The organism is Streptomyces sp. NPDC042371, from assembly GCF_056437465.1.
Window position 1 is genome coordinate 95,843 of the sequence record NZ_JBWKAP010000020.1, and the last position, 21,641, is coordinate 117,483.

Below are 21,641 nucleotides of genomic sequence, written 5' to 3' on the forward strand. Positions count from 1 at the left end.
CTTTCTGTGGGGGGTGATTACGCGGTGGGCTGGGCCTGGGACTGGATCGCCGTGATGGCGACGGTGTTGACGATGTCCTGGACGAGCGCGCCCCGGGAGAGGTCGTTGACCGGCTTGCGCAGGCCCTGGAGGACCGGGCCGACGGCGATCGCGCCGGCCGAGCGCTGCACGGCCTTGTAGGTGTTGTTGCCGGTGTTCAGGTCGGGGAAGATCAGCACGCTGGCCTGGCCCGCGACGTCCGAGTCGGGCAGCTTGGTGGCCGCGACCGACGGCTCCACCGCGGCGTCGTACTGGATGGGCCCCTCGATCTTCAGGTCGGAGCGCTGCCCGCGCACCAGCTCGGTGGCCTCGCGCACCTTGTCGACGTCGGCGCCCGAACCGGACGTGCCCGTCGAGTACGAGAGCATCGCGATCCGCGGCTCGACCCCGAACTGCTCGGCGGTGGCCGCCGACTGCACCGCGATGTCCGCGAGCTGCGTGGCGTTCGGGTCCGGGTTGACCGCGCAGTCGCCGTACACCAGGACCTTGTCGGCGAGGCACATGAAGAAGACGGAGCTCACGATGGAGGCGTCCGGCTTGGTCTTGATGATCTCGAAGGCCGGGCGGATGGTGGCCGCCGTGGAGTGCACGGAGCCCGACACCATGCCGTCGGCGAGGCCCTCCTGGACCATCAGCGTGCCGAAGTAGTTCACGTCCGCCACCACGTCGTGCGCGAGCTCGACGGTGACGCCCTTGTGGGCCCGCAGCTCCGCGTACGCGGCGGCGAAACGATCCCGCAGCTCGGAGGTCTGCGGGTCGATGAGCTCCGAGTCGGCGAGGTCCACGCCGAGGTCGGCGGCCTTCTTGCGGATCTGCTCGACCGGGCCGAGCAGGGTCAGGTCGCAGACGCCGCGGCGCAGCAGCACGTCGGCGGCGCGCAGCACCCGCTCCTCGGTGCCCTCGGGCAGCACGACGCGGCGCCGGTCGGCGCGGGCCCGCTCCAGGAGCTTGTGCTCGAACATCATCGGCGTGAGGCGGTCGCTGCTGGGCGCCGAGACGCGCCTGAGGAGGTCCGGGGTGTCGACGTACCGCTCGAAGAGGCCGAGCGCGGTCTCCGCCTTGCGGGGCGTCGCCGCGTTCAGCTTGCCCTCCAGCGCGAAGAGCTCGCCCGCCGTGGGGAAGGAGCCGCCGGAGACCGCGACCACCGGGGTGCCGGGCGCGAGGCGGTCGGCGAGGGTGAGGATCTCCTGTCCCGGCTGTTCGTTCAGGGTCAGCAGCACACCGGCTATGGGCGGGGTGCCCGCGCTGTGCGCGGCGAGCGAGCCCACGACCAGGTCGGCGCGGTCGCCGGGGGTGACCACCAGACATCCCGGCGTCAGGGCGTTCAGGAAGTTGGGCAGCATGGCGCCGCCGAAGACGAAGTCCAGGGCGTCGCGCGCGAGGCCCGAGTCGTCGCCGAGCAGTACGCGGCCGTCCAGCGCGTGGGCGATCTGCGCGACCGTCGGCGCGGAGAGCGCGGCCTCGTCCGGCAGGACGTAGCAGGGCACGGGGAGGCGGGCGTCCAGGCGCTGGTGGATCTCGTCCCGGTCGGCCGGGGCCACCCGGTTGGTGACCATCGCGAGGACGTCGCAGCCGAGCGAGTCGTACGCACGGTAGGCGTTGCGGGTCTCGGCGCGCACCGACTCGGCGGTCTGCTTCCTGCCGCCGACCACGGGGAGCACGGAGGCACCGAACTCGTTGGCGAGCCGGGCGTTCAGCGCGAGCTCGTCGGGCAGCTGGGTGTCGGCGAAGTCCGTGCCCAGCACGAGAACGACTTCATAATCCCTAGCGACCCGGTGGAACCGGTCCACGAGCTGCGAGACCAGTTCGTCGGTGCCCTGCTCGGCCTGGATCGCGGACGCCTCGTGGTAGTCCATGCCGTACACCGAGCCCGCGTCCTGCGAGAGCCTGTACCGGGCGCGCAGCAGGTCGAAGAGGCGGTCGGGGCCGTCGTGGACCAGTGGCCGGAAGACACCCACCCGGTCGACCTGGCGGGTCAGGAGCTCCATGACTCCCAGCTCGACGACCTGGCGACCGTCGCCCCGGTCGATGCCGGTCACGTACACGCTGCGCGTCACGCGTGCTCTCCCCTTCTGTCTGTCCTGCTTCGCTGTCGTGTGGATGCCCGGCGCGGAAGGCCGGAGGAGACGGACAAAGCACCCGATATCGCGGGTGTGTCCTCTTGACAATACCTCTGCGCCCGATGGGGTCGCCCGCCGGACGAAAGGCCCTGCAAGGCCGGTACCAAGGTCCCTGCCCACCTCTCGGACACACATCCGTCGGACATCCGTGAGCGGCGACCCCCCTCCGGCCGTGGAACAATCGGACCGGCTCACAAGTACCAGTAGCGAGCAGGAGACACAGCGCGATGCGTATCGGAATTCTCACCGCGGGCGGCGACTGCCCCGGCCTCAACGCAGTGATCCGGTCGGTCGTGCACCGTGCCGTGACGCATTACGGCGACGAGGTCATCGGCTTCGAGGACGGCTACGCGGGCCTGCTCGACGGGCGGTACCGCGCCCTCGACCTGAACGCAGTCAGCGGCATCCTGGCCCGTGGCGGCACCATCCTCGGCTCGTCCCGCCTGGAGCGCGACCGCTTCCGCGCGGCCTGCGACAACGCCAAGGAGCTCATCGAGCGCTCCGGCTTCGACGCGCTCATCCCGATCGGCGGCGAGGGCACCCTGACGGCGGCGCGCATGCTGTCCGACGCGGGCGTTCCGGTGGTCGGCGTGCCGAAGACCATCGACAACGACATCTCCTCCACGGACCGCACCTTCGGCTTCGACACGGCGGTCGGCGTGGCGACGGAGGCGATGGACCGCCTCAAGACCACCGCCGAGTCGCACCAGCGCGTCATGGTCGTCGAGGTCATGGGCCGCCACGCGGGCTGGATCGCCCTCGAATCGGGCATGGCGGGCGGCGCCCACGGCATCTGCCTCCCCGAGCGCCCCTTCGACCCCGCCGACCTGGTCGCGATGGTCGAGGAGCGGTTCTCGCGCGGCAAGAAGTTCGCGGTGATCTGCGTCGCGGAGGGCGCGCACCCGCAGGACGGCACGATGAACTACGGCAAGGGCGCGATCGACCAGTTCGGCCACGAGCGCTTCCAGGGCATCGGCACGGCCCTCGCGTACGAACTGGAGTCCCGCCTCGGCAAGGAGGCCAAGCCGGTCATCCTCGGCCACGTCCAGCGCGGCGGCACCCCCACGGCGTACGACCGCGTCCTCGCGACCCGCTTCGGCTGGCACGCGGTGGAGGCGGCGCACCGCGCGGAGTACGGCAAGATGACGGCGCTGCGCGGCACGGACGTCACGATGGTGCCGCTGGCGGACGCGGTCACCGAGCTGAAGACGGTCCCGAAGGACCGCATGGACGAGGCGGAGTCGGTCTTCTAGACGAGGCGGAGTCGGTCTTCTAAAGGACCCTTGTACCCCTTCTTCCGACCCGTCTCCCTGGACCTTGGTCCCGGTGGATCAAGGGACTCAGCCCCGACCTCCGCGGACCAAGGACCAGAAATGCTCGAGGATCCGCTCCAAGAAATCCCGCCCGGCCTCCCCGGACGCGTCGGAACCGGCCCCGCCGCCCCAGCTCAGCGTCCGCGCCATCCGTGACTGATAGTCCTCGTGCATCTGCCGCAGCACGTCCTCGACGTGCCGCTTCTCCACGGGCAGCAGCTTGCTGACGGGCCTGACGTACCCCTGCCAGCGCGTGCTGACGGCACTGCGCAACAACTCGGCGAGTTGCTCCGCCCGCCCCGTCACGGTCACGAAGTCGGGCACGGAGAGCGTCAGCACCTCGGCGAGGGCGGCGGACTGCCGCTCGTTCCCCCGCCAGGTGTCGGTCTCCTCCATCCGCAGATACGCCTGAATCTCCACGCCCGCCCCACGCGCCACGTCCTCCGGCGCGAGCCCGCGCGCGATCCGGTGCTCGCGCAGGGTCCGCGCGGCCCCCATCAGCTCCCCGGGCGAGCACCACAGCGTCGCGGCGAGCGCGGTGAGCTCGGCGGAAGTGGGCGAGGAGAGCCCGCGCTCCCAGGCGGCGATGGTGTCGGCGGTGACGTAGGCGAGCCCATAACTGGCCCGCATCCCATAGGCGACATGCCCGTGCGCCATCCCTAGCGCCTCCCGCAGGCGCCGGGCGGCGGGGAAGTCGAACGGGGGCGTGGGCTGGTGCGGCGGTTGGCTCGGTTGCACGGGCACACCGTAGGCGCCCGTGGGGGTGGCGACTACGGTGCGTTCCTACGAGGTTGCGGATTGGTGGGAAGGTACGGGGGCGGTCTGGTGCTGGACGATGATCGACCAGAGAGATGCTGGTTCCAGCAGTGCGTCTTGCCCGGACTCGTCGGCCACGTACAGGGTCGTTCCCGTGCTCGTTTCCCGGAACTGGCGGAACCCTCCTGACGGCGGCTCCGTGCCCTCCTCCAGATCGCCGCCCTGCGCTCGCAGCGCCCCCAGGAACACGTCGAGAGGTACCTGCGGTGAGAACTCTCCGTGGATGTCCGTGAGCGGACGCGGGACGATCCCGTCCAGCCCGCGTGCCATGCGGTGGATCTGGAGGTACACGGACACGGATTCCCACGCACCCGCCCGCCGCACGAACGCGATCTCGACCAGGCCGTAGTCCCGCCGCATCCGCCCCTTCCGGGCATCGTCCAGGAAATCGCCGCCCAGCTTGTTCTCCCACTCCTCGGGAGAGGAACCGAGAGGGACGCCGAGAACCGTCTGCCGGAGGACCGTTTCCACGTAGAAGTCGATGTCGGACATCAGCCGCCTTCTGCCTTGTTCATCTTTTCGAGGTTCTTGATGATGAAGTGCATCTCCGCCGCACGGTTCTGACTCATCCCGAACTCGCCCTTATTCATGCTGTCACGGGCAGACGTGGCCTTCGCGATGATGTCGTCCCTGAGCGCAGGGTTCGAGTGGATCTCGTCCAGGACCTTCTGGACTTCCCGGTCACTCGCCGTGCCGTGCTTGAGGCGGATGGGCCGTCCCCCGATGCCCCCCTTGTTGTCGGGGAAGATCTGGACCTCGTTGTTCTTGATGTGGATGTGTGCGCCCTTGTTTCCCCAGTCCTGATACGCCACCGAGGCGTGAATGTTGTACGGGGCGAGGCCGAGTGGGTCTCCCCAGGTGCAGGGGTTGTCCACGTAGGTGACCGGGTTCGGAGCAGGGTCGAGGCCGAGCGGATCCGGGGACTGGTATCGGGCGGTCTTGGGATCGTAGTAGCGCATGCAGTTGTAGTGCAGGCCGGACTCGGGGTCGTAGTACTGACCTGGGAACCGGAGAGGCGTATACGTCGTCGCGTCGAGACTCCAGGCAGTGGTGCCCCATACGGTGCTGCGCGTGCGCCAGGCGATGTCGCCCTGCTCATCGACGAGTTCGGTGGGTGTGCCGATGAGATCGGTGACGATGGCGAAGAAGCGGGTGTCGAACTCCTCCTGACGGGCTTCGGGCGGGGTGACGCGTTCCGTCTGCGCGATGGGCTGCAGCCCGAGGTGATCCCACGTCAGCGTGACCGGGCGGGGCAGCTCCGGTGCGACGGTGGTCTGTTCGCACAGAGTGGTGCCGTCCCAGGTGAAGGATGTGCGTTCCACCACCGTGTCGTCGTCGGACATCCGCAGTTTGGCGGTGCGTCGGCCGAGCGGGTCGTATGCGTAGCGCCAATGCGTTCCGTCGGGGGTGATGACCGATGTCAGCCGGTCCTCCGCGTCCCACGTATAGCGCCAGGTGTCCGGCTTGCGTGACAGACGGCTCTTTTGACGGAGGACGACACGGCCAAGGGCATCGTGCTCGTAACGGACGTTCCCCGCTTGCGTGATGCGTGTGCCAACGTACGCCCGGGGGCCGACAGCCTCCTGGCCGGGGTGGCCCGGGGGCCAGGTGGCGAACTGCTGGTTGCCCGCCACGTCGTAGGCGTACGACTCGGTCCAATTCTTGGCGTGGACCGCGGTGACTCGACCGGCTGTGTCGAGTTCGAGACGGCGCGAGCCGGAGAGTTGATCGTCGACACCCGTGAGATGACCGTCCGCACGGTAGGTGTAGGCCCGGTGCTGGATGGGCTCGCGGGACCGGGCGGTCGTGATCGCCTGTGCGGTCAGCCTCCCGGTGTCGTCGAAGCCTTGGGTGAGCGTGACCGACGTGCCGATGTGCCGGGAGAGTTCGCGGCCGGCCGGATCGTACTCGAACTCCATCACACGGTTGGAAGCGGTCAGCCGGGTCCGCCGACCGGCCGCGTCGTAGGCCCAGGAGCTGGTGGCTCCGGAGGGGGTGACGCGGTCGGTGGGACGTCCCTGAGCGTCATAGGAGTAGCGGAGTTCGCGGCCATCGACCGTCTCGGACAGGACGCGGCCGACAGGATCCCGGCGGATGGCTACGGTGCTGTCCGGTCCGATGGCTGAGCAGAGCTGCCCCTCCGGGTCGTAGGCGAAGGTCGAGGACCGGCCGTTGACGTTCCTACGAGTGGTCCGGCCGAGGGAGTCGTACTCGAAGGCGATGATCTGCCCGAGGGCGTCGGTCCGCGACGTCAGCTGCCCGGCCGCGTCGTAGGCGTACGTGGTCTCGCGGCCGTCGAAGTCCGTTTCGCGGACCAGGCGCCCGGCAGAATCGAAGACGTAGTTCCACGTCAGCCCTTGCGGATTGGTGACCTGTGTGAGGCGCAGAGAGGAGTCGTAGTCGAAGGTGTAGTGGCAGCCGTCCGGGCCTGTGCGCGCCGTGAGCACGTCGAAGTGGGTGTACTCGAAACGCGACACATGACCCAATGGGTCCGTCTCCGTGAGGTGGTTGCCTTCGGCGTCGTACGTCCAGGACTCCGTCGCACCGTCCGGCGCGATACGCCGCAGGAGGCGGCTCTCCGCCGACCAGGTGAGACGGGTGACGGCCCCCAGCGCGTCGGTCAGTGCCACTGGCCTTCCCCAAGCATCACGCTGCCATGACGTGGTCCCACCCAAGGGATCACGGATCTCGAGGGGCAGGCCGGCCGGGTCGCACAAGACGGTGGTGGCGTGCCCCAGCTCGTCAGTGATCGTGCCCGGGTGGCCCGCTGACGTGTACGAGACGTGGGACCGTGACCCGGACGGATCGGTCGTGAGAGTGCAGTTGCCCCGCTCGTCGTAGGTGAACTGCCAGGCGGCTCCGCCCGGCAGGTCGATACGGGTGGCGAGGTGCAGGGCGTTGTACTCGACCTGTACGACGGAACCGTCGGGCCGCGTCACCCGGACCGGCTGCCCCAGCGTGTTGTTGGCCATGCGGGTGGTGTGGCCGAGTTGATCCGTCGTCGCCGTGACGTGCTGGTGGGCGTCGTAGTCAGTGGTGACCGTGCCGCCGAGCGCATCGATCTCGGCGATGATCAGACAGCGCTCGTCGACGACGTAGCGGGAGGTGGCGTCATCGGCCGTGGTGACCTCGGTGACGTGGAAGCCGGGCCACGCGGGATGGCTCGCGTCGTAGGTGAAAGTGTTGGCCAGGTGCCCGGCCATGCCCTGCTGGGCGACGCAGCGGTCGTGGGCGTCGTAGGCGTAGTCGTAGCGGCTGTCGTTGGTGTCTTCCCATGATGTGATGCGCAACTGCTCGTCGTACGTGAACCGCAGGGGGCGCCCCGTCGAGTTGGCGACGCGGGTGAGGTTTCCGTCGGTGTACGCGTACTGCTTGATCGTGACGTCGCCGCCGTCTTCCCTCGCGCCCGCCAGGGAGAGAGCGGTGAGGCGTTCGTTCGCGACGGTCAAGGTGAGGCGGTATCCACCGCTGTGGCGGATCGCCCGAGGAGTGCCTTCGGCGTCGTAGTCGAAATCGATGGTGTTGTGGTTGCGATCGTGGATCCGCACAAGCACCGCCACCCCGTCATCGGCGGTCGGCGCAGCGAAGTGGCGGGCGTGGCCCGTCAGCGGGTCGGTGACGACATAGCCGCCGTCCTCCAGCCGCTCCAGAGGCCAGAGGGGGCCTGAATCCGGGAGCGTCATGGCGTCCAGGCTCCGAGGGTGGGGGTACTCCAGGAGCATGCCGTCCTCGGTGACGAAGACGACACCGCTCTCGTCGACCTCCAGACGCTGGTCAAGGGTGGAGGTCCAGCTCGGGCCGAACCAGCCGCCCGTGCGATAGCCGGAGGCGACCCGGCGGGTGAAGAGCAGCGGGAGCGTGCCGGGAAGGGCGAGGTCGATTTCATCCAGGAACATCTGCCCTGTAGCCATGTCGACGGGATCGCCGCGCCCCTTGATCTTGCTCTTGACCCGGTTGTACGCGCCCTTTGCGCTGTCTTTGAGCGCGGTGCGGGCCGACTTGAATCCCTTGAGTCCGCCCTTGAGGCCCTTCATGCCCTTGGCGAGTTTGGCGGCGGTGGTGATCCCCTTCATGCCGGGGACGCAGTCCATGGCGGCGAAGGCCACGTCCATCAACGTGGCTTGGCCTTTTGCGTATCTGCTCAAGGTGTCGGCCAGCACGATGGCGCCCGCGACGATGACGATGGCGGCGAGGATCGGCCCTCCCACGATCATCGCAATGATCCCGACGACGGCGACGACGACCTTGCACACTTCGACGATGGTGTCCCAGTTGTCGGAGACCCAGTCGCCGACCTCCTCCCACCACTTGCGGTTCGGGATGCCCGCGTCGGACGCCTCGTCGATCTTCTTCTTCGCCGTCCCGGCGGCCTCCTCGCGCATCTTGCGGGCGTCGTCGGCCATCTTCTTCGCCGCGTCCAGCGCGCTCTGCGCGGAGTCCACATCACCCTGCGCGGACTTCTGGGCCTTCTCCGCGGAGTGCGCGTTGCGGGTGGCGGCCTTGACCTTGTCCTCGTCCGGCTTGGGCACGTCCTTGCCGCCGCCGGGCTTGTCCTTGTACTTGTCGGCTTCCTTGCCCGCCTTGTCCACCCACGAGTCCGCCGAGGTGAGACGGGACTTGGCAGAGGTGAGATCGGCCTGCGCCTCACGGCCCTTGACCAGCGCCTTGTCCGCCAGGGTCTGGGCGCGCTCCAGGTCGGGCCAGTACGCGGAGAGCGCGTCACCGGCCATCTCGTAGCTCTTCTTGAGCTTCTTCAGCTTGTCCGGCGCGTCCTCGAACTTCTCCGTGAAGGCGTCCGCGGTCTTGCCCACCCACTTCAGGATGGCCTCGTCGCCCGCCATCCCCTTGATGTCCCGCAACACCCTGCCGACATCGGCGGCGAAGTCGTGGAGGTTCTTCGCCAGCGACCGCACCCGGTGCGGATCACCCGGCGTCGGATCCTTCTCCAAGTCAAGGACATGCCAATCCCGCGGCCGATGACCCCCCATGCGATTCCCCCGCCACGCCCGCAACTTCAGTACCTGTCCGCACGTGCAAACGTATCGAACAGGGATGCACGCGTGAAGCGGAAGTGAGTAGGCCTCCGGCGCCCACGAAGGTCTACACGGTTAAGGATTAGGGGGAGGGCGCGGGGGTGTCACCGGGCGACAAGTGCTTCTTCCAGGGCGTGGGAGTACTGGCGGAAGGCGGCGCGGGCGTCTGGGCGGGCCGCCGAGTTCGGGTGCAGGATCTCCGCGAGGAACGCCACGCGCCACATGGTGAGGACGGCTGCGGCCCCGGGCTCCGGGGCGGTGCCGGTGATGCGTACCGCGATCCTCAATGCCTCGCTCACCAAGGGAGCGCCCTCGGCGGCGTCCGCGCCCCGCGCGATTGCGGCGTTGATGAGGGCTTGCAGGAATCGGGTGAGCTGCAGGTCGGTGCCCATCCCGCACATGCGCTGGACCGCTTCCCGTTCGCCCAGCCGCGGTGACACCTCCTCGTAGCCGCCTGACGACAGCAGGAGGGACGGTGCGGCGACTGGGTGATCCCGTGCGTAGCCCAACTCGTCGAAGATCAGCATGGTTTCGGGGCTGAACTCGCCGATGTCCCTGATCAGCATGAGAGCGCGTGCGAGGTCCTTCCCGCATTCGTCCACGAACGCGCCCACCGAGACGTCGGCGAGCGCCCACGAACCCGCTGAGACGACCGCGCCGATCTCCACGAGCCCGCCGAGCGGGCCGAAGATCGCGCGGGCCATGACCGTGGTCGCCGTCACTCGCGGCGGCCGTGGAAGATGCCCCAGCTGAAGTAGCCGTCCTGGCAGGCCGCGGCCGTGTGGTCCAGGCTGGTGCGGAGGGTGTCGACGTAGGTGGGGCTCACCGCGTCCAGTAGGCCCGGGGCCGGGGTGCGGAGTGAAGCGGCCAGGCGGTCGTAGTGGGTTCGGATGTGGGGCGTGAGGTCGTCGAATTCCACCTCGGTGAAGGCCAGAGCCTGGAGTTGTTCGGTGTAGCGGGGCGCCGTGGCGAACGGGGGCAGGCTCAGGCGTTCTGCTATCGATCGCAGCGCGTCGGCGGGGGCGTGCTCGGCGGCCATGATGTCCGTGAAGGTCACGTGGCCGCCCGGCCGCAGGACCCGGTGGGCCTCGCGCAGGACGCCGAGTCGGTCGGCGCTGTGGCAGAGGGCCTCCTGGGACCAGACGACGTCGAACGACCCTGCGGGGGCGGGGATGTCCTGGAAGGAGCCCGGCACCACCTCGATCAGCTCGGTGAGGCCGTGCTGCGCGTTCAGTTCGCGGTGGCGGCGGTTCTGCGTCTCGCTGATGTTGAGGGCCACGACACGGCAGCCGAACTCGGCGGCCAGGCGACGGGCCGCGCCGCCGTAGCCCGAGCCCATGTCCAGGACGGTGCTGTCGGGGCCGAGCCCGTCGCTCACCCTCGCTGCCATGCGGTCGATGGTTCGGCGGGATGCCGTGCCGATCGGTTCGTGTGGGTCCGCGTACACACCTACGTGGATGTCCTCGCCGCCCCACGCCTGGGCGTAGAAGCCGTCGACGTCCTTCGTGTCGTAGTAGTCGCGTGCCACGTCGGCGGCCCGAGCCGCGTCGTTCTCCACCATGAGGCATTCCTCGGCAGCGATGGGTCGGCACAAACCCGGCTTTCGGACACGATCGTCCGCTGGGCTGTCAGGGGCCGTGAGGGGCCGTCATGGGCGGGTGGGGCGGAACCTTTCGTTCACGGTGCCGAATTCCTTCCATGACCCGTCCACCCGGCGGTCGAGAAGTCGCCCGCCCAGCGCAGCGCGTCCGCCACCGGCACCCGCACGCTCTCGCGCGGCACCTCGTCCAGCGAGCGGCCCGGCACCAGGGTCATCACCAGGTACGGGGTGCCGTCGTCCTCGCCGTGGTCGTGCACGGCGACGATGTACGGGCTGTCCAGGGAGGCTGCGGCGCGCGCCTCCTGCCGGAAGCGGGCCAGGAGTTGCCGCTGCTCGTCCTCGCCCGTCGTCGGCCCCGGCACGAAGTGCTTGACCGCGGCCTCGCGGCCGAGGCTCGTGTCGCGTGCGCGCCAGACCTGCCCCATGCCGCCCGCGCCGATCGGCGCGGGCAGCTCGTAGCGGTCGTCGAGCATCCGCCCCCGCACCGGGCTGCCTCCCCCTCGTGGCACCCTGTGGTCAGCGGTTGATGGACTGGATCTCCTCGACCACCACGTCCTGCTCCGCGCCGAACTCGCCGTCGGGCAGCTTCCGTTCGCCGTTCACGCCCGTGCCCGTCCAGTGGATCTTCCACGTGACCGTGGCCTTCAGCGGGTACGATCCTTCACCGGACGAGCGGAGGTACTTCACGCCGCAGGGCGGGGTCTGCTTGGCCTTGCCCTTCGCGTAGGGCGCGCCGATCCTGCCGTTCACGATCTCGCAGACGCCGGACCCGGGGTACGTCTCCGCGTCCGCCGTGCCGGGGTCGATCTTGAGCGAGACGGGTTCGGCGGTCGTCGTCGCCTTGATGCCGAGGACGGCGACCCTGGCCGTCACGGACACCGGCTTGAACTCCGCGCCGTCCAGCCAGGCCCAGGTGGGGAGCTTGACCTTCGTCGGGCCCCCGGGGGCAAGCGACACCTTCGTGCCGGGGACGCGGATCTCGGCGTACGCGAGCTTCGCCAGGATCTCCGGGGTGATGCCGGGGACGTCGGCGGGCGGCGGGTCACCCTTGTCGACCCAGAAGGTGTCCTTGTTGCACTTGTCCCAGCCGGGCGGATAGGTCTTGTTGGGGAACCCCGTCCACCAGTAGCCCTTCCCGGCCTTGTCCATGTTGAAGTCCTTGTACGGCTTGCCCTTGACGTAGCGTTCCTGCTGTTCGAGGTCCCACTCGTGCCCCGTGGAGTCCACCGCCCAGACGGCTTCGCGCTCCTTCTTGAACTCGGCGGGTGTGTACGTCGGGCCGTACCAGCAGGGCGGCGGGCTGTACGTGCCGGTGGGGGCGATGGCACCGCTCTTGGGGCCCGAGCCGTTCTTGGAACGGTCGAAGGAGATGCCGCCCGAGGAGGCGATCAGGGTGCCGTCGCCGCCGTCCTCGGTCGGCCCCTTGGCGTCGCCGTTGGCGCTCCCGCCGTGGCCGGTGCCCGCCGAGGCGGGACCGGGCAGGAGCAGTACGGCGGCCATCGCCGCCGCCCCGGCCGCGATCAGTGGTGTCCTGCTCGTCCTCGTCATGGCTGACATGTGGCGTTCCCCCGGTCTGATGTGGTCGTCTCGGTGACCCAGACGCCCTGCTTGTTCACGCGCAGTCGGCTGCTGTACAGCACGAAGTCGTCTTTGGACGGTGCCGGCGCCTTCGCCGTCCTGCCCGTCTTGAGGCTCTTGTTGTGCGCCTTCCGCTGGTCCTCGCAGTAGACGAGGCCCGCCGTCTTGCCGCCCGTGACGTCGACCCGGGCGTTGAAGTACCGCTTGACGCCGGTGATGCGGTCCTTGTAGTCGACGTACTCCTCCACGAACTTCTGGCTCCCCGCCGCCGCGTCTCCGGCGGAGTAGAAGCGGTACGCCTTGTGCAGCGGTTCCTGCTCGGCGATGGCCATGTCGACGGCCTGCACGTACTGCTCGGTGTCGGCCAGGACCGCGTCCTTGGTCTTGTCGCCCGTCTTGGACCAGTCGAACTTGTACGTGAGGTCGGACGGCAGCTTGATCTTCGGCCGGTCCGCCGCCGCGTCCGCATCCGCGTCCTCGCTCGGCGATGGCGACTTCTCGCCGCCCTGGTCCGCCCCGGCGATCTTGTCGTCGTCCTTCGGCTTGTCGTCGTCGCTGCCGCAGGACGTCAGGAGCAGCGCCGCGGACGCGGCGAGCGCGGCCGCCGCAAGACGGAGGGGACGGGTCACTGTGCGGCTCCTGGCAGGTGGGGACAGGTGGGGAGGGCGAGAGCTCAGCACGCTAGTGCGGTCCCGGGCCCGATACCAGGGAGATGTGTAACCACGAATGGGGCGACAGGGAACGTATCGCCGCGAACTCATGTCACAGTTTCGTGTCCACCGTAAGAGCGGATCGCGTCAGCCCTTCACCGCGCCCCTCAGCTCTTCACCGCGCCACTCAGCCCGTCACCGCGCCACTCAGCCCTTCACCGCGCCGCCCAGCGCGAACCCGCCCCCGAGCTTCCGCGAGATCAGGACGTACAACAGGATCACCGGCGTCGAGTAGAGGATCGAGAACGCCGCCAGCTGCCCGTAGACCACCGTTCCCTTGTTGCCGAAGAAGTCATTGATGCTGACCGACGCGGGCATCTGCTCAGGGGTGAGCAGGAGCATGAAGGGGACGAAGAAGTTCCCCCACATCATGACGAACGAGAAGACCGTCACCACCGCCACGCCCGGGCCCATCAGGGGCAGGACGATCCGGAGCAGGGACTGGAAGGACGACGCGCCGTCCGTCCATGCCGCCTCCTCCAGCTCCTTGGGGACGCCGTCCATGAAGTTCTTCATCAGCCAGATGGCGAAGGGGAGTTGGGACGCGGCGAAGAAGAAGATCGTGCCCTGCATCGTGTCGATCAGGTCGACCTGCACGAACAGCGCGTACACCGGAACCATGATCGCCGTGATCGGCAGGCTCGTCGCGAAGAGGATCGTCAGCATGAAGGGGCGGTTGAGGCGGGAGCGGTAGCGGGAGAGCGGATACGCGGCGAGGGCCGCGCAGACGACCGTCAGGAGCGTGCCGCCGCCGCAGAGCAGGAGGCTGTTGAGGAGCGGGGTGAAGGTGATCTCGGGGGTGAGGACCTTGTCGTAGTTGTCGAGGGTGAGGCTGTCGGGGAGCCGCACTCTGAGGTCCGCCTTCGGGTCGAAGGAAGAAAGGACCACCCAGGCGAGGGGGAGGATGAAGGCGGCGGCCACCACCATCAGCCCCGCGTCTGCGGCCAGGCGGTGCGAAGCGCGGCGCGAACGCGGCGTACGGGAGGTGAACTTGATGGACACTCAGACCTCCGTACGGAGCAGGCGCATATAGACGAGGGAGAACAGCGAGCCGACCAGGAGGAGCAGCAGGGCCACGGCCGTGCCGTAGCCGATCATGCTCTTCTGGAAGGCCTGTTCGTACATGAAGAGCGGGAGCGTCTGGCTGTCGTTTCCCGGGCCGCCGCGCGTCATCACCCAGATCAGACCGAAGACGGAGAGCGTCTGCAGGGTGTTGAGCATCAGGTTCGTGCCGATGGAGCGACGGATCATCGGCAGCGTGATGTGCCACATGCGGCGCCAGCCGCTCGCGCCGTCGACCTCCGCGGCCTCGGTGATCTCCTTGGGGATCTCGTTGAGGGCGGCGGAGTAGACGAGCATCGAGAACGCCGTGCCCCGCCAGACGTTCGCGAACGACACCGCGAGGATCGGCAGGGTGAACAGCCAGTTCTGGGACGGCAGATGGAGGAAGTCGAGGACGGCGTTGAGGGTGCCCTCGCGGCGGAAGAACGCGTAGAGGAGGAAGCCTGCGACGACCTCCGGCAGGACCCACGCCGTGACGACGATCGCGCCCGTGAAGGTGCGGACCGGCTTGGAGGCGCGCTGCATCAGGGTGGCGAGGGCCAGGCCCAGGGTGTTCTGGCCGATGATGGAGGAGAGGAGCGTGAAGACGAGGGTGAGCCAGACCGCGTTGAGGAACCGCTCGTCGCCGAACGCCTCGCGGAAGTTGTCGAGCCCGACGAAGCTCGACTCGGCCTGTCCGGTGAGCTGGAGGTCGGTGAAGGCGATGTACGCGCAGTAGCCGATCGGGCCCGCGAGGAAGAGCGTGAGCAGGATGACGGCGGGGGAGACGGGCAGGGCCCGGAACAGGCCCCGGCGGACGCGGGCCCGGGAGCCGGCGGACGCGGGGGGCGGGGGTGCGGAGGCCGGTCCCGGCGGCGACGTCTTGGCGACGCCGCCGGGACCCGCGGAGGATGCGGTGGTCACGTGCGGGCACTCACTCTCTGACACGACGGCGGAACGACGACACTGGTACGACGCCGGTGAGGCGGTGTACCCCAAGGCGCTACTTGTCGGTGACCTTGCCGTCCGTCGCCGAGTCGACCTCCTCGTCGTACCCGCTCGCGGCGTCCTCCACCGAGCTGTCACCGGTCGTCACCGACTCCATCGCCTCCTGGATCGCCGTGGAGACCTTCGGGTACTCGGGGTACGCGGGCCGGTAGTACGTCGTGGCGACCAGGTCCGTGAAGAACTTGATGCCGGGCTGCGCCTTCACGTACGTGGGGTCGGCCGCGACGTCCTTGCGGACCGCGATGCCGGAGTTGGCGATGTACCACTTCTTGGCGTTGGCCTTCGTCTGCATCGTCTCGATGAACTTGAAGGCGAGGTCGGGGTTGTCGGCCTTGGACGGGATCGCCCAGGTCCAGCCGCCGGACATGCTCACCTTGCCGGGGGCCTGGCCGTGCTGCGTCGGCATGGCGGCGAGGCCCAGCTTCTTCGACCACTCGGGCCACTCGTGGCCCGCGCCCTTGCCCCAGTCCTGCGGCAGCCACGAACCGTCGAGGTTGATCGCCAGCTTGTCCTCGGGCAGCAGCTCGCCGCGGACGCGGGTGGCGAAGTTCGGGTCGAGGGCGTCCGAGACGTCCGGGCCGAGCTTGTCCTTGTAGACGGTCTCCACGAACTTCAGGGAGTCCTTGAAGCCCTTGCTGCCGGTGACCCACTTCTTCGACGCCGGATCGTAGAGGGGGTCCTTGCCAGTGCCGTACGCGAGCATCTGGAAGCCCTGCATCGTCGCCGCCTCACCGGCGGGCTTCCCCGTGTAGACGTTGAGGGGCGTGACGTCCGGGACCTTCTCCTTCACGGTCCTGGCCGCGTCCAGGACGTCGTCCCAGGTCTTGGGCTGCCAGTCGGCGGGCAGCCCCGCCTTCTTGAAGATCGCCTTGCTGAACCAGAGGCCACGGGTGTCCGTGCCGTCCGGCACGCCGTACGTCTTGCCGTCGGCCGCCTTCGCCGCCGTCTTGGCCGTGCCGATGAACTGGTTCCAGTCCTGCCACTTGGCCAGATAGGTGTCGAGCGGCTTCAAGTACCCGCTGGTGATGTCCGAGTTGATGAGGAACGTGTCCTCGTAGACCAGGTCGGGCGCGGTCTTGGGGGAGCGCAGCATCTGCTGCAGCTTGGTGTAGTACTCGGAGTCCGGCGCCTTGATCGGCACCAGCTTGACCTTCTTGCCCGGGTTCTCCTTCTCGAACTGTTTCTTGATGTCCGCCAGATAGGTGTCCATGACTCTGATCTGGTTGTCCGTGGACTGTTTGAAGGAGATCTTCACGGTGTCGGGGTCGTCGCCTGAGCCGCCGCCGCACGCGGTGAGGGAACCGGCGGCGAGCAGGGTGGAAGCGGCGAGGAGCAGTGGGGTGGTGGTGGGGCGCACGGGCACGACCTCCTACTGGCCGACGCGGCTGGGCTGCCACGTGGCTTGCCCGGTGAACGTAAGGGCGTGCTCCGAGCAAGGTCAATGCCTCTGCGGGCGCTGTGCGTTGTTGCCTGTCACCACCGTGACAACGTTGTTATCGGGCGTACGTTGGTGAGGCCTCCGGGGTGGGAAGTGCCGAGTGCCCGGCCGGGGTTCAGTCGTTCGGCGTAAGCCAGCGATAGACCAGCTCGGGGCGGCCGACGTGGCCGTACTGGGGGCTGCGGGCCGCGCGGGCCGTGTCGACCAGGTGCTCCAGATAGCGCCGGGCGGTGATCCGGGAGAGGCCCGCCGACTGGGCGGCCGCGGTGGCGGTCAGGCCGTCGGGGGCATCGCGCAGGGTGCGGATGACGCGTTCGAGGGTGGGGCCGCTGAGGCCCTTCGGGAGGTCGACGGGGCCCGGGGCGCGCAGGGTGGCGAGCGCGCGGTCCACCTCGTCCTGGCCGGTGGCCTCGCCCTCCGCCGCGGCGGTGCGGAACTCCGCGTAACGGGTGAGGCGGTCGCGGAGGGTCGCGAAGGTGAAGGGCTTCAGGACGTACTGGACGACGCCGAGGGAGACGCCCTCGCGGACGACGGCCAGGTCCCGGGCGGAGGTCACCGCGATGACGTCCGTGTGGTTGCCCGCGGCGCGCAGGGAGCGGGCCAGCTGGAGGCCGTGGCCGTCGGGGAGGTGCAGGTCGAGGAGGATCAGGTCGACCGGGGTGCGGTCCAGGGCGCGGCGGGCCTCGGCGGCGGAGTGGGCGGGGCGGCCGATGGCCTCGAAGCCGGGGACGCGGTTGACGTAGAGGACGTGGGCGTCGGCGGCGACGGGGTCGTCCTCGACGACGAGTACGCGGATCACTGGGCGCCTCCCGGGACGGTCTCGGCGGTGGTCGTCACGAGGGTCACCTCGAACTCCGCGCCGCCCTCCGGGGATTCTCGTACGGTCAGCGTGCCGCCGTTGCGGGTGACCGTCTGGTGGACCAGGGCGAGGCCGAGGCCCCGGCCCGTGGCCGCCTTGGTCGACCAGCCGCGCTCGAAGACCGCGTCCCGCTGCGCGGGGTCGACGCCGGGTCCCGTGTCCGAGACGCGGAGCAGGAGCTCCGCCCCGTCCGCGCGGGCCGTCACGGTGACGCGCGCCGCGGGCGAGCCCTGCGCCGCGTCGACCGCGTTGTCGATGAGGTTGCCGAGGACCGTCACCAGGTCGCGGGCGGGCAGGGACGCCGGGAGCATGCCGTCGTCGATGCTGCTGTCGTCCGAGACGACCAGCTCCACGCCGTGCTCGTTGGCCTGCGCCGCCTTGCCGAGCAGCAGGGCGGCGAGGACGGGCTCGCTGACCGCGGCCACCACCTGGTCGGTCAGCGCCTGCGCCAGCTCGAGCTCGGCGGTGGCGAAGTCGACCGCCTCGTCCGCGCGGCCGAGTTCGATGAGGGACACCACCGTGTGGAGGCGGTTCGCGGCCTCGTGGGCCTGCGAGCGCAGGGCCCGCGTGAAGCCGCGCTCGGAGTCCAGCTCCCCGGTCAGCGCCTGGAGCTCGGTGTGGTCGCGCAGGGTGACCACCGTGCCGCGGCGTTCGCCGCCCGACACGGGGGAGGTGTTGACGACCAGCACGCGGTCGGCGGTCAGATGCAGCTCGTCGACCCGCGGCTCGGCCGCGAGCAGCGCGCCCGTCAGCGGGGCGGGGAGCCCGAGCTCGGAGACGTTGCGGCCGATCACCGGGGTGCCCGCCACCCCGAGCAGCTCGCGTCCGCCGTCGTTGATGAGCGCGATCCGCCGCTGCCCGTCCAGCATCAGCAGCCCCTCGCGCACCGCGTGCAGCGCCGCCTCGTGGTAGTCGTGCATGCGGCTCAGCTCGCCCGCGTTCATGCCGTGCGTGCTGCGGCGCAGGCGCGCGTTGATGACGTACGTGCCGATGCCGCCGATCACGAGCGCCGCGGCCGCGACGCCGAGCAGCGCGACGAGCTGGCCGCGGGCCTTCGCGGTGATCTCCTCGATGGTGATGCCCGCGCTGACCAGGCCGACGATGCGCCCTTCCCCGGCCTTGGGACCGCTCCAGATGGGGGTGACGACGCGCACCGAGGGGCCCAGGGTGCCCGTGTACGTCTCCGCGAAGGTGTGGCCCCGGAGCGCGTCCGCCCGGTGGCCGAGGAAGCGCTCGCCGATGCGGCGCTCGTCGGGGTGCGTCCAGCGGATGCCGCCCGGGTCCATGATCGTCACGAAGTCGACGCCCGTGTCCCCCTGCACCCGCGCCGCGTACGGCTGGAGCTCCTTCGACGGGTCGCTGCCGCGGATGGCCTCCCGTACGGAAGGGGAGTCCGCGACCGCCCGCGCCGCCGCGGTCGCCTGGCGGCGCGCGCTCTCCTCGCCCTGGTGCTTGTCGCTCAGGTACGTGAAGAGGGCGCACCCCGCGACCACCGCCGTGACCAGCACGATCTGCATCGCGAAGAGCTGGCCCGCCAGGCTGTGGGGCAGCCTGCGGGGGCTGGTGGGGCGGGTGCGGGACATGGTGCCAGTCTGCCTCCTCGGGTCAGTGGTCGTATAAGTGCGAACTAAATGAACGCAAGGGTGACCGCCCTCACAGGCCGGGAGATAGTCACCGGGATCGCCCGGGACGGGAGCCGATCGCACAGGACGTGAGCCGCACGTACCGAAGGCACCACAGGCACCAGTGGCACTGCAGACACCACTGGCACCACAGGCACCACAACGCCGACGACGTCGTTCAAGGAGGGCCCCCCGTGACCACCACGGCCGACCCACAAGCGCAGCCCGCAGCCAAGCGGGACCGCACGCACTACCTCTACATCGCCGTCATCGGCGCCGTGCTGCTCGGCATCGCCGTCGGCTTCATCTGGCCCGACTTCGCCAAGGAGCTCAAGCCGGTCGGCACCGGCTTCGTGAACCTGATCAAGATGATGATCTCGCCGATCATCTTCTGCACGATCGTGCTCGGCGTCGGATCGGTCCGCAACGCCGCCAAAGTCGGCAAGGTGGGCGGGCTCGCGCTCGCCTACTTCATCGCGATGTCCGGCGTCGCCCTCGCCATCGGGCTCCTCGTCGGCAACATCCTGCACCCGGGCTCGGGCCTGGACATCTCGGATTCCGAGAAGGGGGCGGGCCACGAGGCGGCCGACGAGGCGAAGGGCCCCGTCGACTTCGTGCTCGGCATCATCCCGAAGACCCTCGTCTCCGCCTTCACCCAGGGCGAGGTGCTCCAGACGCTGCTGGTCGCGCTGCTCGTGGGCTTCGCGCTGCAGGCCATGGGCCGCTCCGGCGAGCCCGTCCTGCGCGGCATCGAGCACATCCAGAAGCTGGTCTTCCGGGTCCTCGGCATGATCATGTGGGCGGCGCCGATCGGCGCGTTCGGCGCGATGGCGGCCGTCATCGGCGAGACCGGCCTGGACGCGCTCAAGGCGCTCGCCACGATCATGATCGGGTTCTACGTCACCTGCGTGCTGTTCGTCGTGGTCGTGCTCGGCACGCTGGTACGGGTCGTGACCGGCGTCAACCTCTTCAAGCTGCTCAAGTACCTGGGCCGCGAGTTCCTGCTCATCCTCTCCACCTCGTCCTCCGAGTCCGCGCTGCCGCGGCTCATCGCGAAGATGGAGCACCTGGGAGTCAGCCGCCCGGTCGTCGGCATCACGGTCCCGACCGGCTACTCCTTCAACCTCGACGGCACCATGATCTACCTGACCATGGCCTCGCTCTTCATCGCCGACGCCATGGACCAGCCGCTCGGCATCGGCGAGCAGATCACGCTGCTGCTCTTCATGATGATCGCGTCCAAGGGCGCGGCGGGCGTCTCGGGATCCGGCATCGCGGTCCTCGCGAGCGGCCTCCAGTCGCACAAGCCCGCGCTGGTCGACGGCGTCGGCCTGATCATCGGCGTCGACCGCTTCATGAGCGAGGCGCGCGCCCTCACCAACTTCGCGGGCAACGCGGTCGCCACCCTGCTGATCGGCACGTGGACCAAGGAGGTCGACAAGGAGCGGGTCGCGGCGGTGCTCGCCGGGCAACTCCCCTTCGACGAGCGTACGTTGGTTGACGACGGGCACGAGACGCCCGCCGTCGAGGACGGGCGGGGCGCGGACGACGTGTCCCAGGCGCGTGACGACGGCAAGGAGCCGGTGAAGGTGTAGTTCACCGGCCGCGCCGTGTGAAGGGGCCCCCGAACCCCTCCAAGGGGGCCGCCGGTGCCGCCCGCGACGTACGGGAGCTTCCTCCTCGTACGCCGCGGGCGGCACTTTTTCTGTGTCAGAGCCTGAGGCGGGTCTCAGTCCAGCGCCGCGATGATCTCCCTGACCCGCTCCACGGGAACGCCCGCCGACATGAGGGCCGTCGAGGCGGCGGCCCGGCCCGCGTCCTTCGGGTCGATCAGCCCGTCGTTGACCGCCTCCATCAGCCCGAAGAGCTGCTGCTCATGGACGTACGAGAGGGCGGCGGGCGGCAGGGGGGACGTGAACGCCCCCTGGTCCAGGCCGAGCCGGAGGACGTTCACGCACTCGTCGCGCACCGGGGCGAGGCGTTGTCTGATGCCCTCCATGGCGACGCTGCGCTGTGCGAGGGCGATGAGCAGGCGGTAGCCGTCGGCGATCTCCCAGACGGCGGCCATCGAGTGGGCGAGCGACTCGGCGGGGTCGTCCGACCGCGCGCGCCCGGCGGCGTGGGCCGCGGCGACCGCCTCGACCGCGCCGTCGATGAGGGCGCCGACCAGGGCCTCCCGGCTGGGGAAGTGGCCGTAGACGGTCCTGCGCACGACGCCGGCCGCGCGGGCGATCTGGTCCATGGACGCGTCCGGATCGCGCAGCAGCTCGGCGAGGGCCACCTCCAGGATGCGGCGGCGGTTGGCGTCGGCTCGGCTCATGGGCTCCATTGTGCACGCGGGTTCCGGCGGGGATCTCGTGAGTTGGCACGCGGCTCCCGCGCCTGTTTTGCACAGCACTGTGCAATGCCGTAAGTTGCACACTCGTGTGTAATTGCACAGTGCTGTGCAAGGTCACCGGACAAG

Annotated in this window: 17 protein-coding genes; 2 read left to right on the top strand and 15 right to left on the bottom strand. The window is 69.4% G+C overall.

The features are described 5' to 3' along the window. Positions 1–17: 17 nt before the first annotated feature. Complete coding sequence (gene pta, locus AC068B_RS38195) at positions 18–2,096, bottom strand: phosphate acetyltransferase (protein WP_478676060.1); 2,079 nt, start codon at positions 2,094–2,096, stop codon at positions 18–20. 290 nt (positions 2,097–2,386) lie between these two features. Between pta and AC068B_RS38200 the strand changes: the two genes are divergently transcribed. Further along, positions 2,387–3,412: a 6-phosphofructokinase gene (locus tag AC068B_RS38200; protein WP_468557150.1), complete on the top strand. Its 1,026-nt coding sequence runs from the start codon at positions 2,387–2,389 to the stop codon at positions 3,410–3,412. Between the two features lie 87 nt (positions 3,413–3,499). Here the strand turns inward: AC068B_RS38200 and AC068B_RS38205 are convergent, their stop codons facing one another. The 13 genes from AC068B_RS38205 to AC068B_RS38265 all read right to left on the bottom strand — a co-directional run bounded on the left by AC068B_RS38205 (position 3,500) and on the right by AC068B_RS38265 (position 19,138). Beyond that, entirely contained in the window at positions 3,500–4,216 is a 717-nt protein-coding gene (locus tag AC068B_RS38205) for a helix-turn-helix domain-containing protein (RefSeq protein WP_478676061.1), read from the bottom strand. A 39-nt stretch (positions 4,217–4,255) separates the two neighbouring features. Then, entirely contained in the window at positions 4,256–4,780 is a 525-nt protein-coding gene (locus AC068B_RS38210; protein ID WP_478676062.1) for a hypothetical protein, read from the bottom strand. After that, entirely contained in the window at positions 4,780–9,276 is a 4,497-nt protein-coding gene (locus AC068B_RS38215) for a DUF6531 domain-containing protein (RefSeq protein ID WP_478676063.1), read from the bottom strand. The genes AC068B_RS38210 and AC068B_RS38215 overlap by 1 nt, the downstream gene beginning before the upstream one ends. 149 nt (positions 9,277–9,425) lie before the next feature. Next, positions 9,426–10,043 (bottom strand): hypothetical protein, encoded by a 618-nt coding sequence (locus tag AC068B_RS38220; RefSeq protein ID WP_478676064.1) that lies wholly within the window; start codon positions 10,041–10,043, stop codon positions 9,426–9,428. Beyond that, on the bottom strand, positions 10,040–10,882 hold the full coding sequence (locus tag AC068B_RS38225; protein WP_478676065.1) for an SAM-dependent methyltransferase: 843 nt from the start codon (positions 10,880–10,882) through the stop codon (positions 10,040–10,042). The genes AC068B_RS38220 and AC068B_RS38225 overlap by 4 nt, the downstream gene beginning before the upstream one ends. A gap of 116 nt (positions 10,883–10,998) precedes the next feature. After that, positions 10,999–11,406, bottom strand: coding sequence for a protein kinase domain-containing protein (locus AC068B_RS38230; protein WP_478676066.1), 408 nt, complete (start codon positions 11,404–11,406; stop codon positions 10,999–11,001). 31 nt (positions 11,407–11,437) lie between these two features. Further along, on the bottom strand, positions 11,438–12,478 hold the full coding sequence (locus AC068B_RS38235) for a hypothetical protein (RefSeq protein ID WP_478676067.1): 1,041 nt from the start codon (positions 12,476–12,478) through the stop codon (positions 11,438–11,440). Next, positions 12,466–13,128, bottom strand: coding sequence for a hypothetical protein (locus AC068B_RS38240; RefSeq protein WP_478676068.1), 663 nt, complete (start codon positions 13,126–13,128; stop codon positions 12,466–12,468). The genes AC068B_RS38235 and AC068B_RS38240 overlap by 13 nt, the downstream gene beginning before the upstream one ends. 228 nt (positions 13,129–13,356) lie before the next feature. Further along, on the bottom strand, positions 13,357–14,136 hold the full coding sequence (locus tag AC068B_RS38245; protein WP_478676090.1) for a carbohydrate ABC transporter permease: 780 nt from the start codon (positions 14,134–14,136) through the stop codon (positions 13,357–13,359). Positions 14,137–14,211: 75 nt separating this feature from the next. Then, on the bottom strand, positions 14,212–15,174 hold the full coding sequence (locus tag AC068B_RS38250) for a carbohydrate ABC transporter permease (RefSeq protein ID WP_478676069.1): 963 nt from the start codon (positions 15,172–15,174) through the stop codon (positions 14,212–14,214). Positions 15,175–15,253: 79 nt separating this feature from the next. Further along, a complete protein-coding gene (locus AC068B_RS38255; protein WP_478676070.1) occupies positions 15,254–16,621 on the bottom strand; it encodes an extracellular solute-binding protein in 1,368 nt (455 codons plus the stop codon). Positions 16,622–16,811: 190 nt separating this feature from the next. Beyond that, a complete protein-coding gene (locus AC068B_RS38260) occupies positions 16,812–17,495 on the bottom strand; it encodes a response regulator (protein ID WP_478676071.1) in 684 nt (227 codons plus the stop codon). Continuing rightward, positions 17,492–19,138, bottom strand: coding sequence for a sensor histidine kinase (locus AC068B_RS38265; protein ID WP_478676072.1), 1,647 nt, complete (start codon positions 19,136–19,138; stop codon positions 17,492–17,494). The genes AC068B_RS38260 and AC068B_RS38265 overlap by 4 nt, the downstream gene beginning before the upstream one ends. Before the next feature lie 233 nt (positions 19,139–19,371). Here AC068B_RS38265 and AC068B_RS38270 point away from each other — a divergent pair, with 233 nt between their 5' ends. Further along, the gene (locus AC068B_RS38270) at positions 19,372–20,772 is read left to right on the top strand and encodes a cation:dicarboxylate symporter family transporter (RefSeq protein WP_478676073.1); all 1,401 of its coding nucleotides are present in this window, start codon (positions 19,372–19,374) and stop codon (positions 20,770–20,772) included. 134 nt (positions 20,773–20,906) lie between these two features. On the opposite strand, the gene AC068B_RS38275 is transcribed toward AC068B_RS38270, so the two are convergent. Continuing rightward, complete coding sequence (locus AC068B_RS38275; RefSeq protein WP_478676074.1) at positions 20,907–21,506, bottom strand: TetR/AcrR family transcriptional regulator; 600 nt, start codon at positions 21,504–21,506, stop codon at positions 20,907–20,909. Positions 21,507–21,641: the final 135 nt, after the last annotated feature.